Annotated in this window: 13 protein-coding genes; 3 read left to right on the forward strand and 10 right to left on the reverse strand. The window is 39.2% G+C overall.

The window, feature by feature from the left end:
• Positions 1–2: 2 nt before the first annotated feature.
• The 6 genes from CSC79_RS01690 to CSC79_RS01715 all read right to left on the reverse strand — a co-directional run bounded on the left by CSC79_RS01690 (position 3) and on the right by CSC79_RS01715 (position 8,025).
• Positions 3–1,370 (reverse strand): MotA/TolQ/ExbB proton channel family protein, encoded by a 1,368-nt coding sequence (locus CSC79_RS01690; RefSeq protein ID WP_099293318.1) that lies wholly within the window; start codon positions 1,368–1,370, stop codon positions 3–5.
• A gap of 13 nt (positions 1,371–1,383) precedes the next feature.
• Positions 1,384–2,136 (reverse strand): DUF3450 domain-containing protein, encoded by a 753-nt coding sequence (locus CSC79_RS01695; RefSeq protein ID WP_099293320.1) that lies wholly within the window; start codon positions 2,134–2,136, stop codon positions 1,384–1,386.
• A gap of 383 nt (positions 2,137–2,519) precedes the next feature.
• Positions 2,520–3,107: a DsbA family protein gene (locus CSC79_RS01700; protein ID WP_099293580.1), complete on the reverse strand. Its 588-nt coding sequence runs from the start codon at positions 3,105–3,107 to the stop codon at positions 2,520–2,522.
• A gap of 38 nt (positions 3,108–3,145) precedes the next feature.
• Positions 3,146–4,237, reverse strand: a complete 1,092-nt coding sequence (locus CSC79_RS01705; RefSeq protein ID WP_099293322.1) for a diguanylate cyclase — start codon at positions 4,235–4,237, stop codon at positions 3,146–3,148.
• Between the two features lie 24 nt (positions 4,238–4,261).
• Positions 4,262–6,151 carry a methyl-accepting chemotaxis protein gene (locus CSC79_RS01710; protein ID WP_099293324.1) on the reverse strand — a complete coding sequence of 630 codons (1,890 nt, stop codon included), beginning with the start codon at positions 6,149–6,151 and terminating at the stop codon, positions 4,262–4,264.
• 599 nt (positions 6,152–6,750) lie between these two features.
• Positions 6,751–8,025, reverse strand: coding sequence for a sugar MFS transporter (locus CSC79_RS01715; protein WP_099293326.1), 1,275 nt, complete (start codon positions 8,023–8,025; stop codon positions 6,751–6,753).
• Between the two features lie 347 nt (positions 8,026–8,372).
• On the opposite strand from CSC79_RS01715, the gene CSC79_RS01720 reads away from it, so the two are divergent.
• Positions 8,373–9,056, forward strand: coding sequence for a hypothetical protein (locus CSC79_RS01720; protein ID WP_099293328.1), 684 nt, complete (start codon positions 8,373–8,375; stop codon positions 9,054–9,056).
• Here CSC79_RS01720 and CSC79_RS01725 read toward each other — a convergent pair.
• The 3 genes from CSC79_RS01725 to CSC79_RS01735 all read right to left on the reverse strand — a co-directional run bounded on the left by CSC79_RS01725 (position 9,053) and on the right by CSC79_RS01735 (position 11,977).
• Positions 9,053–9,571, reverse strand: a complete 519-nt coding sequence (locus CSC79_RS01725; protein ID WP_099293329.1) for an RNA methyltransferase — start codon at positions 9,569–9,571, stop codon at positions 9,053–9,055. The genes CSC79_RS01720 and CSC79_RS01725 overlap by 4 nt on opposite strands.
• Positions 9,571–10,068 carry a YcgN family cysteine cluster protein gene (locus tag CSC79_RS01730; protein ID WP_099293582.1) on the reverse strand — a complete coding sequence of 166 codons (498 nt, stop codon included), beginning with the start codon at positions 10,066–10,068 and terminating at the stop codon, positions 9,571–9,573. The genes CSC79_RS01725 and CSC79_RS01730 overlap by 1 nt, the downstream gene beginning before the upstream one ends.
• An 85-nt stretch (positions 10,069–10,153) precedes the next feature.
• Positions 10,154–11,977, reverse strand: coding sequence for a DUF885 domain-containing protein (locus tag CSC79_RS01735; protein ID WP_099293330.1), 1,824 nt, complete (start codon positions 11,975–11,977; stop codon positions 10,154–10,156).
• A gap of 144 nt (positions 11,978–12,121) precedes the next feature.
• On the opposite strand from CSC79_RS01735, the gene CSC79_RS01740 reads away from it, so the two are divergent.
• Positions 12,122–13,393, forward strand: a complete 1,272-nt coding sequence (locus CSC79_RS01740) for an amidohydrolase family protein (RefSeq protein ID WP_099293331.1) — start codon at positions 12,122–12,124, stop codon at positions 13,391–13,393.
• A gap of 206 nt (positions 13,394–13,599) precedes the next feature.
• Positions 13,600–16,011: a TonB-dependent receptor gene (locus CSC79_RS01745; protein ID WP_099293332.1), complete on the forward strand. Its 2,412-nt coding sequence runs from the start codon at positions 13,600–13,602 to the stop codon at positions 16,009–16,011.
• A 44-nt stretch (positions 16,012–16,055) separates the two neighbouring features.
• Here the strand turns inward: CSC79_RS01745 and adhP are convergent, their stop codons facing one another.
• Complete coding sequence (gene adhP, locus CSC79_RS01750) at positions 16,056–17,066, reverse strand: alcohol dehydrogenase AdhP (RefSeq protein ID WP_099293333.1); 1,011 nt, start codon at positions 17,064–17,066, stop codon at positions 16,056–16,058.
• Positions 17,067–17,220: the final 154 nt, after the last annotated feature.

Below are 17,220 nucleotides of genomic sequence, written 5' to 3' on the forward strand. Positions count from 1 at the left end.
GTTTATGCTCCCTTCTCGCTACGTTCGGCGATGATACCTGCGCTTTGCTCTTGGATAATTAACAAGATGTTTTTAGCGCGTGTATTAAGCAAGGTGTATAAAAATACGGTTGGAATTGCCACAACAAGACCCAGTACTGTTGTTACAAGTGCTTGTGAAATACCGCCCGCCATTAGTTTCGGGTCACCTGTACCAAACAACGTTATTGCTTGGAAGGTATTGATCATACCGGTTACTGTACCAAGTAAACCCAGTAGCGGTGCGACCACTGAGATAATCTTGATAAGCGTTAAGTTACGGGTGATTTTAGGCATTTCGCGTAAAATCGCTTCGCTTAACTTAAGTTCTAAAGTGTCATGAGCAACATCAGGGTATTGGTCTTTTACTTTCATTACACGACCCAGTGGGTTGTCATCACGCGCCACGTTATCTTTAAGTTGTCGACGAACTTTGCCGCCAATCAGCATCAGCGATAAGAAACGCTCTATAGCAATTAGTAGCGCAATAACACCCACACCTAAAATTACATAACCGACAGTACCGCCTTGATGAACTCGCTCCTCAGTATCAGGCGCTTGAACTAATAAACCAAGAATTGAACCACCTGTAGGGTCAAGTGCAAATTGCACAACACCTGAATCCGCACTCTGTAAATCTTCAGCAGTCGCTGTAAAACGCGATACTGGTTGACGTGTAAGTTGGCTAATTGTATTTGTAGCTGCGTTGTATTCTAAGTATTTACCGTTAGAAATAAGGTTAAATGCACCCACTCGAACAACTTCTTGTTGAGCTTTAGCACCGCCTTCTACGATAACGTCTGTCGTAAAGCGAGAAACTTTACCTTGCTCTGTCATTTCACGTTGTAGCTCGTACCACACTTGTTCAATATCTTCGATTGAAGCAAGGTTTGAGGTTGAACCCATCTTAACCGCAAGTTCATCCATAAATTTGCTGCGATCTTGAATTTGGGCAGATACAACTGAGGTCATAAACTTATTGCTTGAGTCCCCTGCCACTTGCTGCAGTACACCAAACAGTTCTTTTAGTGAACCCATACGGTTTGATAAAGTGTCTGTTAAATTAGCAAGTTTAACTTCATTTTCTTCAAACTGGGTTTCAAGGCGCTCAGACTGTGCAAGCATTTGATTGCGCTTGGCCTGCGTGTCTTGAAGCATTTGTACTTGTTCGTTTTGACGTGATTTGAATTCTTGTTCACGTTGCTGATTTTGTGCAGATTGCGCTGATTTACCCTGTTCTAAGGTTTTTAATAACGCATCTAAATCCATTGGTTCTGCAGCCATGCTGCTTGCAGCAAAGCCTAAGCCAGTTACAAGTGCGGCCATTTTTGTCATTTTAGTAAGTAATTTCATCGTCAAAAACCTCTTATTCAGCCGCGTGTACTGGTAGTGTTAACATATCTGGGGCAAGTTGCTTACGAGCAATGCGTAAGCCTTTACTGATTTGGCTAATTGTTGAATCTGGTAGCACAACAAATGACTTTGTTTGCTGATCCCAGCTTCCAGCTTTTTTACCATCACGCGTCAAATAGATAAGCTCTAAACGACCAATGCGCAAAAAATCAACTTCGCGCTCTTGGCCTTCTACACTAAGTAATGCTGTGTAAGCCTCAATTGTGCGACCGTAATCTACTTCAACCTGGTAAGCTTCTAAAAGGCGGCGAAATTTCTCGCTTGAATTGATATCAGCACGGTCCATCATGCTTTTAAGCGATGCAATTCGTTTTGCACGCTCTTCTTTTAAGAAAGGCACATCAAGCGATACAAATTGTTCAAGACCCGTAATCATTCGGATCATCAATGGCGTAATTTGACGTTCAATCACAGATACTTTATCCATAGAAGCATTTAAGTCTTCCATTTCTGTGATCTGATTATTTAATTGCTTGGTTAGCTGTGCGTTGTATACAGCCAAGCCATCAATCTCTTTGTTTAGTGCTGTAAATTGCTGAAGACGACCTTGCATAGAGTCTGCAATCTTGTCTATTTTTGTTTGTGATTGCGCAGCTGATTTATTAATTTCACTACTTTTGTCAATTACCGTATTAAGCTCATTAGCTTGTACTGTGGCAGTTGCTGCTACAATACCTGCAAGAATCAATGGTTTAACGCCTATCATCGCATACACCTTACTCGTTAATTACTATTGGTTTGTTTTAATGAGCGAAAGTTTAGAGATTAAAGATGACAAGAGTGTTGCTTGAAAAAGTCTTTTTTGTTACAGCCGTAACAAATAATACAACTAGCGTGATGCTTAAATTATAAGTCATTGAAATTGATATGAATTTAAGAATTACAGTGTGAGCAATAGAAAACAAATATTATGACAGGCAACTAAGCATAAATAATTAACAGCATCTAAATAGGGTATGATGAACTTGCCGGATTAAATTTCATTTAAGTTAGAGAGCCACCCATGGCGACAACAAAGCGTAAATCGCTACCAAACGACAGCGCCTGCTTAGCATTAATGCTGCGTTAGAGACTATTTATAAAGCCGCATCATAACTTGCTAACAATGTTCTCAATTGTACTGTAGGTAAGTTGCCAATGAATATAATCTATAGAGATAGGATATATGCTGCCGTGAGCAATTAAAACTAATGAAGGAAAACCTTGTATAGGCCATGTTCTGACACGTGCTATCTCTGTCATTAGCTCTTTATCTAAATTGGGTGAGGTTAACTGCTGTTCGAAATCCTCTTTCGTTGCTATCCCTAATTCTTGGGCAAGCTCTGCTAACACATTATTGTTTGAGGGGTTACGTGCTTGAAGGTAATAAGCATGTTGTATCGCTTCAAGCATTTGTGCTTCTTTATTAACTTTTCGAGCCAGCAAAGCGGCTCTGCATGCTGGATAAGTTGAACGTCTAGGCTGACACGTGTGCCAAAAGTCAAAGTTAAATTTGGTACCAAGTTTGTTGCCTATTGTATGCCAAGTATTTTGTAACATATGCTGCATGTGCTCAGGCATTGGCGCTGAACTATCAACGGCCAAGCCACCAACACGGTATTCAATAGTTACAATACCATCAAGGGCTTGCTTTAGTTCATGCCAGGCAGGTGCATATCCCCAACACCAACTGCACATAGGATCATAAATATAGATAAGCTTTGCTTTGTTAGACACTATAAAAAATTACTCCCTGAGTAAACAACACGATTGCGGCCACTATTTTTAGCATTATAGAGCCTGTCATCGGCAAGCTTAATACCTTCATTAAATTGTGTTATCTGTGTAACCTCTGAAATACCGATGCTACATGTAAGATCAATTTTTATGTTTTCATAAATAAAGGCTTTTTTATCGACTTGCTCTAATAAAGTATCAGCTATCGTTGCTGCTGTTGAAAGTGCAGTATCAGGTAAAATGACCATGAACTCTTCGCCACCATAACGTACTTTAATATCGTGAACTCTTAAATGATCTTCAAGTAAAGTAGCAAAATCAACTAACACTTTATCACCAGTATTATGGCCATAGGTGTCATTAATAACTTTAAAGTGGTCTAAATCGATTAATAATATACTTAACGGTAAATATTTAGCAGGGTTAGCGCTAGTAAGTGGCAAGAAGTGACTCAATATGAAACGTCTATTAGCTAAGCCGGTTAATTGATCGGTATGAGCATCTTTTTTTTGCGACAAAGTCATATCTGCTATCTCTAAGTGGCTCTTATTTCTGAAGTACTCGCCAATCAAGCTAAAAAGAAACACAAGTGAGAACGCAGCAGTAAACCGACCCTTCTCGGTCACAGGGTATTCAACTTGACCAACACTTGGCCCATAAAGTAATAAGCTGGTGAAAAATAATAAAAGTGATACAAGGACAAATCCTAGCCGATACCCTAGTGTAGAAAATGCCACAACGGGGTAAAACATTACCCAATAAAGCGCAGTGCTTTCTTTTCCTCCAGTATAAACCAGCGCCAAACATAAAATACATATAATGGTTAGCACTATTACTGCAATAGTGTTGAAGCGCCCTGTTCTATAAAAATAAAAAGCAAACAACAATAAGCTAATGTCAGACACTATGAGGGTAACGGTTAAAAATATTGGATAGACGTCGTAATTTGAAACAACTAACGTTGTGATTAGAATCAAAGCTACGAATATCATGGTGAAAAAAGTAAAAGCGCGGCGTTGATTTTCCGCGCTGTAAACGTTTTCAATGTTGATTAAACTTAACCAACTTGATTTATTTTCAAATTTTGGCATTAACGAATTATTATTCTTATATAATTATACTTTAAAACGAAGAACCATTTTTTCTAGATCATCAAACTCCAACTTCAAACGCGTACACTCTTCCAACGTATTGTTTAAGTTAACTTGACCCTGCTGCGATAACTCACTAATTGTATGAATATCACTATCTAAGGATTGAATTACATGGTTTTGCTCTGTGGTCGCATTGGCAACACTGTGATTAACATTATCGATTGATTCAATTGCTTTAGTAACGTCTGCCATTTTGTCGCCAGCAACATGAGCTTGTTTTACGCTGTTATCACTTTCGAGTAAACTCGCTTTCATAACATTTACAGCACTTTCTGACCCTTTTTGTAACTGCACAACCGTGTCTTCAATTTCTTTTGTCGATTGCTGCGTCCGATGAGCAAGCTGTCTCACTTCATCCGCAACAACAGCAAAACCACGGCCCGCTTCTCCTGCTCGAGCTGCTTCTATTGCCGCATTTAATGCCAGTAAATTGGTTTGTTCACTCACCCCTTTAATGACTTCAAGCACCTGTTCAATACTAGCAGAGTGTTTGGCAACACTGTTGATGGTTGTTTGAGCTTTCTCCATATTAGTAGACAGCGAGTTAATTGCCGCTATATTTTCGTTTAACGATTTTTGGCTTTGCACCGATTGTGCATTTGCATCAGTAGCAAGGCTAGATGCATGGCTTGCACTATTAGATATCTCAACTGCACTGGATGAAAGTTGGTTGATTGCAGTTGCAACGCTATCCGTTCGCTTAGTTTGGTCGCTATACATATTCAAGGTTGATTCTGTTTGCTCTACAAGGCTTTCGACTGAGCGTTCTAGTTGCACTGTTGTGGTTTTAACTTGATCAATTGAAGTATGAATTTTATCAATAAACGCATTGAAATAGGCCGATAGCTCACCAAATTCATCATCGTTTTCTATTTCTAAGCGGCGTGTTAAGTCACCCTCACCTTGCGCAATATCTTTAATAGCGTCATTTAGTCTGCCCATTGGGCGCATTAAATAACGCAGTGAATATTGCATCATAAGAACAATCGCAAACACACCTAAAACCATGTATATAGCGGCCATATTACGAAATGATGCAACAGAGGAATAAGCAATCTCTTTGTTAATTACAACACCAAGATACCAATTAACATTTTCAATTCCTTTAATTTTGGTAAAGGAAACTAGAAAGTCATCGCCATTAATTTCAACTTCAACAAATTGAGATTCCAAGGGAAGATTTTTGGCAAACAATTTATCCATGTTTTGATCGTTCAATTTAGTATTTGGGTGACTTAAAATTCGTCCATTACTATCAAGTAGAAAGCCATAACCAAACCCTAAAAAATCAATCTCGTTTACAATTTTAGTGATTGTTTTCATATCAATATCGGCACCTGCTACACCATTGAATGAACCATTTATGGTAATCGGTGCCACTGCCGATATTGTGAGCTCATTAGTCGTAACGTCGATATAAGGAGTGGTAAAAGCAGTGTTCGTTTTATTTTCGACTAATTTATACCAAGGCCGCTTTGTGGCATCGTAATCTGCAGGGAGAACAATAGTTTGATCGTTTAGCACAAATGTACCATCTGGCTTGCCTATATAAGTATTTTTAAAGCTACCCGCCATTTCTGCGGTATTAAGTTGGCTCAACGTTAAAGCTTCAGAGTCAGTTTGCTGGTGAGTTTTGGCAACGGAAACAACAATTGCCAATTTATTATTAAGCCAATTAGCAATATTTTGTGACACAGATTGAGAGCTTTCTTGCAGCACTGCTGATAGCTGCTGTTGGGTTTGGGTCCGCATTGAAATAAAATTATTGATAGTAAACAAACCAAGCACCAACACTAAAACGATTGATGCTGCAATAGTAACTTTGGTTGTAAACTTTAAGGAGCTTTGCATAGGGAGCCTATTTATTTTTCTTAATTAGCACCTTAGTTTTAACAAATAACAGTTAATTTGTCTCATTTAATCGCTATTTGTCACACTATTAACAACAAAAATAAGCATTTAGTACTAACTGTAATTTACTAAATATGAAGTATAAAGCTTATTAGATAAAGCTAAGCTGCCAGATAATTAACAATATCATTTATATATTGTCATTACAGTGTAGTTAAAATTATAAATTAATCATGTAAGGCTGCTATTGGAACGATCCTATTATTTTTCATTGCTTTTGTAGTGAATACGTATTCAATAATTTTATATAACAGGTTTAGCTGATTGGTAATGCTATTAATTGTGCTGTGACAACATTTAACTTTATATGTAACCAAACCAGCTCAAGATACAAAATTGCGCATTTCACAGGGTTGGTTTAAAAACGATGCCTACTGCGTTATTAGTTTTGGCAATAGAACCACTATTGTATCGGTCAATGCCTTGCCTAAGCCGCTTTTAATTTAAACGACACTCGTAGCTTGGGTATAAGTACAATAAATAAAAATGCACTTGCCAAGGCAAGTGCATTTTAAAAAACGGATGTATTTTATAAAAAATTATTTACTGACTAGTTGTTGCCATCTATTTGATAATTTAACAACGTTAAGACCATACCAAGCTATAAATACATAACAAAGAGCCGGTATAAAGAAACTATCTTGAATACTCATAGTGTCTGCTACAAACCCTTGCAGTAAAGGGATAAGTGCACCACCAACGATAGCCAAACATAACCAGCCTGAACCTTTACTTGTTTGAGAACCCAAACCTTCAATCGCCAGAGAGAATATGGTTGGAAACATGATTGAGTTAAATAAACCAATGGCAAGCACGCTGTACAAAGCAACATTTCCTTGCGTAAAAATAGTGATAAGCAACAATGCTATAACCGCAAATCCATTAAAGGCCAATACTTTAGATGGCGCTACTTTTTGCATTAAAGCAGAGCCGATAAACCGACCGACCATTGCCCCACCCCAGTAATAAGCTATCAGTGCTGAAGCTGCATGTTCTTCTAACCCTGCAATATGTGCCTCACCAAAAAAGTTAACTAAAAAGCTACCAATAGCAACTTCACCACCAACATAACAAAATATACCAACCACACCCATAATAAGGTGAGGCGCTTTTGCTAACGAATGATCTTTCGCCTTACAGTCTTTTTGCTCTTTGTGGGCGTTTATTTCAGGCAACTTTAAAAATGCAAATACAACAGCAATGGTTAGTAGTGCAGCGGCGAGCATTAAATATGGTATTTTAACCGATTCAGCAGATGCAGCACCGGCCGTTAAAGAGCCCGCAGCGCCAAAGAAAAGAATCCCTCCAACATAAGGGCCTACTGTTGTACCGAGCGAATTTAATGCTTGAGCTAAGTTTAAGCGTGAAGAAGCTGTTTTTTCAGGGCCAAGCGCCGCAACATATGGGTTTGCCGAAACTTGTAATACGGTAATGCCACCAGCAAGCACAAATAAAGCGGTTAAGAATAGCCAATACTCATGCACTACAACCGCAGGGTAGAACAATAAACACCCTATTGAAGCAACCACTAAACCCGATAAAACACCATTTTTATAGCCAAAGTTTTTAACTAGTAAGCCCGCAGGTAAAGAAACAATAAAATATGCACCAAAAAAACAAAACTGCACAAGCATTGCTTCGGTGTAAGATAAATCAAAAACGCCTTTCAAACGAGGAATTAACACATCATTTAAAACCGTTATAAACCCCCATAAAAAAAACAGGGTGGTCATTGCCGTTAAAGCTGGCAGATAGTTTTTATTTTGCTGCTGCTCATTTGTTTCAAAATGTTGGTTTGTATTTATTTCACTCACGTGGTTTTCACTCCATTAACAAGTTGCTACTGATTTTACACATAGCATCAAGAAGATCACAAACTATTATTAGGAACGTTCCAAGTAGACTCCTAACTTTTGCTAGTCAAAGTCGTCAATTTTATAACGAGGTTATTTCTGTGCTTAGTAAGTTTATACAGCTATTTTTGTATAGGTATTTCTCATTCAGCATTTTTAACGACTATAGTTAAATTTCAATTACAAAAGTTAAGGATTGGATGCATTTTAGGATACAAATTGTTTCAAACTATAAAATACACAGACTCAAACTTTTAGACATAAAACTTATTTTTTTACATAAATGAATCTGGCTTATTGGAGAGCGAATGAACAATACAGTGTTGAGTATATCTATAATGCTTTTCGGCTTGTATTCATTAAATGGGTATTGTGAATCTTGGGAACTTAAATTAGACCATGCGACTGATATGAATATAGCTCACAATGGTACAAGGCCAATACAAGAAAAAGGAATAGAATCAACTAGTAGCCAAAATGATTTGGTCAATTTAATTGCTTCATCAGCAAGCAATCATTCATTGGCAGCGGTTAAAGCTGAAACGCTTATCTCAGTGTCACTTGCTCCTTTGTTTAAATCTATTTCTTCATCCAAATCATCTCCCTCTAACTGGGTAAACTCGATAGGTCTAAATCACTTTTATTCAAAACCACAAGTTGATTTGTATAATGAAATTAAGATTCCTCGCCTTATTGGGCCGATTAATTATAAGACAGAAGGTTTAAAATTAGCTTATCAGATAAGCCAGCCTATTGGGTATAACTGGGAATTAACATCTTCAGGTAATATTGGCGGTTACGGGTTTAAAGAGTCGTTATCGGGTACTTTTAAGCTTGGAGTTACTTATAAATTAACGCCGCGGTGGGATGTCTCCGCACTTTATAAAAGTAGCTATTTGGAGTTTGATAGCCGTAATACTGTAGAAAACTACAATTATGAATACGAAGCACTCACCCATGGTCCTGTGATCAGTGCATCATTTCAATTTTAGATAAGTGGCTTTACCCAGCTCATTTTGTTGTTTGTGTCACGGCTTTGGATAATTGTATTATCTGAGCTTTCAACCCCACCTAACTTTGCAAGCCTATCGTATAGCACAACATTGCACGTTGCGGCCAAATTCATGCATCCAATTGTTGGTACATACACCACTTCATCACACCACTTAAGAACATCTTTGCTAATTGACCCATCTTCTGGCCCAAAAACATAAAACGCATTGTCAGGGTGCTTAAATTCAGGCAGCGGCGTTGCTCCTTCTATTAGCTCGATGACAACTACTTTAGCACCTGGAGGAATTGCACTTTTAAGATCATCAACGGGTGTCAGTGGAATACGCTCAACCACATTTTTTGTATCAGTGTGAAATTTTTGGGCATTTAAATAGCGTGTGCCAGTAAAAAAAACTTGTTTGGCGTCATAACAACCCGCGGCACGTAATACACCACCAACGTTAGTTGGGCTTTTAGGGTTAATTAATCCTATTGTTGATACTAACTGAGTCATTAGTCAAAGTCCTGTGTTGGCCATTGAGCAACATATAAATCAAAATCGTCCAACTCTACATCACAATCTTTAACAGTCTTATCACGCACTGATATACCCAGTTCGTGCATCAATTCTTTGCTACCGTTATTGTTTAAAGGATGCCATGAAGCCAAACCACGTCCTTCATGTAAACGCCGGTAACTACAGCTTTGCGGCATAAAGAAAATACTGTCGAGGTTTTCTTTGGTGAGTTTTACACATGAAGGTACAAGTGTTTGGCGGTTTTCGTACTCACTGCAGCCACATGTATTGTTATCTAGGTATTGGCATACTATATTTGTAAAAATAAGCTCTTCGCCTTCACGAAGTTGATCCGTAGCCGTGAACTCGTCTTCATCTTCACTGTCAATAAATGTATTCAAACAGCATTTACCACAACCATCACAAATGGCTTCCCATTCTGATGATGACATTTGCTCAAGTGATTTCTTAAGCCAAAATTGATTTTCTAACATGTTAAAACTCAGCGCCCCTAAGAGCGCGCAGTTTACCGTAAACAACGTCATCGCGCAAAGCCAGTAGCCTTGCGCATAATGTATATTACTGTTGAGAAACCCACCGTTTTATTTTAGCTTCAAGAATAGGCATCGGTAGCGCACCATCAATTAAAATTTGAGTATGGAATGCCTTAATATCAAATTTATTGCCCAATTCATTCTTCGCGTAATCCCTAAGCTCTTGAATTTTAAATTGTCCTAACTTATATGACAATGCTTGACCAGGCCATGCAATATAACGCTCGACCTCTGCGACAATATCACTTTTGGCCATCGATGAATTAGCTAACATATAGTCAATACCTTGCTGGCGAGTCCAGCCTTTAGCATGAAAACCAGTATCAAGCACTAAACGCATTGCACGTAACTGCTCATCAGCTAAACGTCCATACCACATGTAGGGGTCTGTAAATAAGCCCATTTCCTTACCTAGGCTTTCAGCGTATAAAGCCCAACCTTCAGCAAAAACCGTATAGCCGCCAAATTTACGAAATAATGGAAGTCCTTCAATTTCTTGCTGTAATGCGATTTGAAAGTGATGACCAGGTGCCGCTTCATGAATTGATAGCGTTTCAAGTAGAAATTTAGGCTGCGCTTTTAAGTTAAATGTATTGATATAAAAAATGCCTGGACGTGATCCATCTGGCGCAGGCGACTGATAAGATGCCCCCGCCGCTGACTCGGCTCTAAAATCTTCAACCGCTTTTACAACGTAATCAGCCTTCGGGGCAACATCAAATAACAAAGGAACTTGGGCATCTATTTTAACTTTAACTGCTTCATAGGCAGCAATTAACTCCTCAGGAGTGTCGTAATAAAACTCATCTGAGGTACGTAAATGGGTAAAAAATGCGCTTAAGTCACCTTCAAATCCCACCGTCTGTTTAACCTTTTTCATCTCATTTAATATACGTGAAACTTCATCTAAACCTATTTGGTGGATTTCATCAGCCTTTAATTCAAGCGTGGTGTGTTTTTTAATTTCATACTCATACCACGATTTACCATTTGGTAAGTCTGCATAGCCAATTGAATTGCGGCTATTTGGGATATACTCATTGGTTAAAAAGTCGCTCATTTGTTGGTAGGCAGGTACCAAGGTTTGCAAAATCATCGTGTTATAGGCAGCACTTATTTCAACTCGTTGTTGTTGAGTAAAGTCTTCTGGAAGGTTCTTTATTGGTCCCCAAAACAAAGAGTCGGTTGCTTTTGATACAATATGTACTTGGAACTGTGGAAGTAATTTTTGAGCTAGCGGCTTAGGTAATACAACCCCTTGTTTAATCCCTTGTCGCATCATATTTTCAACACTTTGCAACCACGCAGTGTATGCGTGTGCTCGTTCTATAAACGCAATGTAATCTTCTGGTGTATTAAAGGGTTGTGCGCTTTTACCTGAGCCAAAGCCAGCAAATGTGTTATGTGCTCCACCCATTTGGTTAATCGGCATTAAGTGCATAGGAAACTGAGCTCTTTGTAGCGCTAATGCCAAATCACGTTCAAGTATTTCATAGCTTAATAAGTCTTGCCCTTGTAGAGCTGACTTATCAATTTTACTCAATTTTTGTTGGTACAACTTATAAAAGTCACGTTGAGCATCGATATTACTTTGCGTCAATGGTGCGATAAATTGATTATTGTACTCAGCACGCCCTATAAATGTGCCGCCAATGGGGTTAAACGCTAGCCCATCATCAAAATAGTGCGTCAATAACTGGGTTAATTTTTTGCTCTCATTCATAACCTGCTCTGTGCTTGGAGGTGTTTCGTTATTAACACTGAGAGTATTTTCCTTATTTTGACCACTGCATGCACTCAGCGACAATACGATAGCAGCGCTTAACACGGTTAATTTTACTTTTTTCATAATTTATTCCTTGAATGAGAGAGAGTTGATTATGCGGTTTGAGTACATTGTATGGCAAGCTTTGTATTAGCTTTGACATTTTATTTACTTGTTTGGTGTGCATTGCTAAATTAAACGTACTAACAAGCGGCAAAAACTAAAATAATGAAAAATATAAAAGTAATCACACTTAGCTTAAGTGCGTTTTTATTGTGTAGTCCGATGGCACAAGCTACTACTTATATAACTGCTAAAGCAATGGTAGACGTGCAAACAGGCCAGTTAAAAAATCAACCTCTTTTAAGCATTGACGACGGCGTAATTACTCATGTTGAATATGCCAAACAGCCAAATTTAAAACCAGGCGATAATCATATTAAGCTTGATGAATTAACGCTGCTTCCAGGCTTAATGGATATGCATGTGCACTTAACCAGCGACCCTACCGTACCGCGCAGCGAGCGAATTGGTCAGTCAATTCCACGCAAAGCAATTAAAGCGGCCTATTTTGCCAAAAAAACTCTGCATGCTGGTTTTACTTCAGTTAGAAATGTAGGCGCTGACGGTTACAGTGTTATTGCCGTTAGAGATGGTATAAACGCAGGCGATATAATAGGACCACGAATATGGGCAGCAGGCCCCTCCTTAGGTGTTACTGGTGGCCACTGTGATAATAATCGGCTACCACCAGAACTAAAGTACACAGCAACAGGTGTTGCTGATGGCCCTTGGGCTGTTAGAGCAAAAGTACGCGAAAATATAAAATACGGTGCCAATGCTATAAAATTTTGCGCAACAGGCGGTGTTTTTTCTAAAGGCACAAAAGTGGGTATTCAACAATATAGCCAAGATGAAATGAATGCAATTGTTGATGAAGCCCATATGCGAGGTTTAACCGTTGCAGCACACGCACATGGAACCAGTGGCATTAAGGCCGCTATTGTAGCAGGAGTAGACAGTGTAGAGCACGTAAGTTACGTTGATGATGAAGCCATCGCCCTTGCTAAAAAACATGGTACGTGGTTTTCAATGGATATTTATAATACTGAGTATACCCTAACCTACGGTGAACAAAACGGTGTTGCAGAAGAAAACCTTGCCAAAGAGCGCTTAGTGTCTAAAAGACAACGCGACAGTTTTTCTCGAGCAGTTAAGGCGGGTGTAAACATGGTGTTTGGCACTGATGCAGCTATTTACCCGCATGGCGATAATGCAAAACAGTTTTCACGAATGGTAAAATTAGGCATGACTGAGTTACAGGCGATACAGTCTGCAACAATTAACAGTGCCAAATTATTAAAGGTTGAGCAATCTCTTGGTCAGATCAAGCCAAACTTTGCCGCCGATATAATCGCAGTGAAAGGAAACCCACTAGATGATATTACTTACTTAGAACACATTGAGTTCATTATGAAAGGCGGCGAACACATTAAGTAAACCAAAGTGCTATTTTCATTTAAACGTGGGGCCCCTCACCCCACGTAATAAACTATTCATCCCCTCTGCTCATAAAAAGTAAATATATATAAAACATGCCGTTATAAAAATGTAGACAGCCTATTTAATTTTGATAAAAGTTAATTTTTACTTGTAATGCAAATGCAACACATTATCATTGCGAAAAACTTTAATGGCGACTATGTATGACAACACATAAACTTTCTTTAATTACGCTCGCGTGCTTAACTTCATTCAATGCTTTATCAGCTCAAGAGTCTGAACTAGAACACATCACTGTTTATCAAAAGCAAAACCATGTTGTGCTAAATTCCGGCTTAGCAACAAAATCTAATATGTCTCTAATGGAAACGCCTGCCCCAATTGTGGTGGTGGATCAAGAATTAATAAATTCACAAGGGGTTGATAACCTTCAAGACTTAGCGCGTAATATCAGCGGTGTTACCCAAGCAGGTAATAACTATGGTATTGGTGATAACTTGGTTATTCGTGGCTTAGGTGCAAATTACACGTATGACGGTATGTACGGCGGTGCAGGTTTAGGCAATACCTTTAACCCAACTCGCTCGCTTACCAATGTTGAGGCCGTTGAAGTTCTTAAAGGTCCAGCCACGGGTTTATATGGTATGGGCAGTGCCGGTGGTGTTATAAACCTTATTGAAAAAAAACCACAGTTTGAAGCAAAGCATTCAGTGCAAGCTGAGGTTGGTCAATGGAACACTTACTCACTTGCAGTTGATAGTACAGATGCAATTACAGATAACCTAGCCTACCGAGTAAACGCTAAAACAGCACGCAGTGACGGCTATCGTGATTTAAAAGACGATCGTGATGAAATATATAGCTCACTAAAATATGTTCTCGATGACAAACAAGACATCATGCTCTCAGCGGCTTATATAAAAGATGCCATTGCTGTTGACTCTATCGGCCACCCTATCCGTATTTTTAATGCAGAGTCGGTTGGTGGCAAAACAGCGAGTCAGGTAACTGGCGATGATCTAGTAAATGACCAATCATTGGCTGGTTTACAGTTAACCCAAGCACAACGCCAACAACTCGCTGATTCATTAGCCAGTTCAGATGGTTTAACGCCTTATGCATTTGGCCACAACGGGATAATTTCCCCAATGGCGAAGGATAATAAAGGTGAAGAACTGCGTTTTAAATTAACGCATAATTATTACCTTACGGATGATTTATTTTTAAACCAACAACTGCAATATCGTAATTACGAATCTAGCTTTGCCCGTCAAACCGGCGCTTACAATTATGTGTATTGGAACCGCAGAGGTGTTATTAATGCAGACCCACGCGCCCCATTAGTTATTGATGATGTGCTCTATCCGTTTGCTGCACGTCGCCAAGAATATCGCCAAGTTGAAGCGGACGAAAAATCATGGCAGTACTTTGCTGATTTACGCTATGACTTTAGCCTAGGTGATATAGATAATGAGCTATTAGTTAATGCTAATTACGAAGACCGTGATGTCCGCTTCACACAATATTCTATTTGGGATAAAGACTATATTCTCAAAGATAAAAACGGTGATACTACATACCAAGGATCGTTACCTTATATTTTTGACATTCGCACACCAAACTGGGGCGAAGGTCAATTTAGTGATTACGACCCACTTAAAACCAGTAACTACAATAAGAAAGTTCAAGCATGGGGCGTAGGTTTACAACATGTGGCCTATATTCATGACACATTTACCACCCGTGTCGGTTTTGCCTATAACGAAATTACACAAAAATATGAACACTTTGGTGTAGACGCCCGTTATCGTGCAAGCGCTGCAGCTGCAACACCAGAAGCCAGCACCTCCGATAATGGTTTAACCTATAACTTAGGCGCTACTTATAAACCAAGTGATGACATCTCACTGTTTATAAATCACTCAAAAGGCCGCACAGCTTACAGTGTTCTAGGTTCAGTAAAAGGAAATGAAGCTGACCGTGAAGACGCGCAGTCGCTCAGTACTGATTTAGGGATTAGGATGAAGGGCTTTGATGATCAATTACTCGCTTCATTAGTCGTGTTTGATACCGCACGTACTAACTTAGAATATGCAAATCCTGACTATGATGAAGCTACATCGCCTGCATCGGTACCACAAAGTTATTTTGATGGTGAAGAACAAACCCGTGGTGTGGAACTTGATTTAAATGCGTATTTAAACGAGCAATGGAAAGTCAATATTAACGGTGTTTATCAAGATGCCCGCGATAAGAAAAACCCTAACTCAAGCTCATTTGATACTCGTCAAAAAGGCGTTCCCTATGTCACAGCAAGCACATGGGTTACCTATAGCGCTCAATGGTTTGAACTAACAGAGCCATTAAAAATTAGTGTCGGTGTTAAATATGTTGATGACAGAAGCACTAACTCGTCATCATTCGGTATTCCAGATGGCTACGTAGCGAGTTACACCGTTTATGATGCTGCACTGAGTTACAACACCGAACAATGGGGCATACAGTTAAACCTAAATAACCTCTTTAATGAAGTATATTATTCAAAAGCGATGTTTTTGGGTGGAATGCCTGGTGAAGAGCGAAATGCAAAATTAACGTTGAGTTATAAACTGTAAGTTATCAAAGTAGAGCGCACATCGTGTGCGCTCTGAATTATTTTCTATATAGTAACTACAATTCGACCGTTAATATCGCCTTTTAACATGTCGTCAAAAATTTCGTTAATGTCATCGAGGCGTTTTTCTTCAATAATGGCACGCACCTTACCTTGCGCTGCAAACTCTAAACATTCTTGTAAGTCTTTACGCGTGCCAACAATTGAACCCACAACTGAAACCCCATTTAAGACTGTATCAAATATTGGCAAAGGCATTTCCTCTGGTGGCAATCCAACTAAAACGCATTTACCACCGCGCCTTACACTTTTATACGCTTGCTCAAAACCTGGCTTTGAAACCGCCGTACACACTACGGCATGCGCGCCCCCTACTTTTTCAAAAATTGTTTCGCTTGGCACACACTCTTTAAAATCAAGGGTTATATCTGCGCCGAGCTTGGCAGCTAAAGCAAGCTTTTCACTCCCCGTATCAACTGCAATTACGTTAAACCCCATGGCCTTAGCGTACTGCACAGCTAAATGACCTAGGCCACCTACACCTACAATAGCAACCCATTGTCCCGGTTTTGCCTCTGATACCTTTAATGCTTTATAAGTGGTCACACCCGCGCAAAATAATGGGGCTGCTTCAGCAAAGCCAACATTATCAGGTATTTTTACCACGTAATCGCCATGAGCGAGACAATATTCAGCATAGCCGCCATCAATTGAATAACCTGTATTGTGCTGCGACAAACAAAGTGTTTCTTTTCCATCTAAACAAAATTCACAATGCCCACACGCACTGTAAAGCCACGGCACACCCACTCTATCACCCACTTTCAGATGATGTATATTACTGCCTACCTCTTCAATCACCCCAACACCTTCATGGCCTGGAACCAAAGGCATTTTAGGTTTAACAGGCCAATCGCCATGGCATGCATGTAAGTCCGTATGGCAAACACCACATGCTGCAATTTTTACCAGCACATCATTTATACCAACCGTTGGAATAGGTAAATCAGTAATTTCTAAGCGTCCTTTGAATTCAGTATTTATAGCAGCTTTCATATTTAATTCCTTGTGAGAGTTGTCATCGTTATGGGTATAGCTTACGCCAATATAAAGGAATGTGATTTAATCTAAATCAAACTTTGGTCGCACAAAAATCAGGCAGCTCATATTATCAATCACGGTAGTACTTGCTATACAGTTTAAGCGTGCT

Origin of the sequence: Pseudoalteromonas sp. 3D05, from assembly GCF_002723455.1 — a bacterium.
In the GTDB taxonomy this organism is placed as follows: Bacteria; Pseudomonadota; Gammaproteobacteria; order Enterobacterales; family Alteromonadaceae; genus Pseudoalteromonas.